At 52.9% G+C, this 340-nt stretch carries 1 protein-coding gene; it reads right to left on the reverse strand.

From position 1 onward, the window contains the following. Nucleotides 1-73: twin-arginine translocation signal domain-containing protein (locus EN804_RS35540; protein WP_135922370.1), on the reverse strand; the 73-nt coding region annotated here is incomplete at its 3' end. Nucleotides 74-340: the final 267 nt, after the last annotated feature.

The raw sequence follows: 340 nt of genomic DNA on the forward strand, positions 1-340 counted from the left end.
TGGCGGGCGCGGCAAGGGCTGCAGTGGCAGCTCCCGCGAGCGCACCTTTTTTCATAAAGGAACGGCGATCCATCTATATCCTCCCAGATATGAACGCTGCCTGCAGCTTTGAATTCCCCTCGTTGCTGTTCAGGCATTGTAGCGAAGTAAGCACGGTTATCGCCCGACTGACAAGCACCCGCACCAAGAATTAATCGCGGAAAAACGCCGTGTTTCCGGGAATTTTCTTCGCATTTTATATTCAACTGAAATATCTCGGCATCGCCTTATACTTTAGGCGCATGCCGGATCAGCAGGAGGCAAAGGCATGCTTGACTTGGTTCGCCGGCGGTCGCACATA

The sequence above is a fragment of the Mesorhizobium sp. M8A.F.Ca.ET.161.01.1.1 genome (assembly GCF_004792105.1).
In the GTDB taxonomy this organism is placed as follows: Bacteria; Pseudomonadota; Alphaproteobacteria; order Rhizobiales; family Rhizobiaceae; genus Mesorhizobium.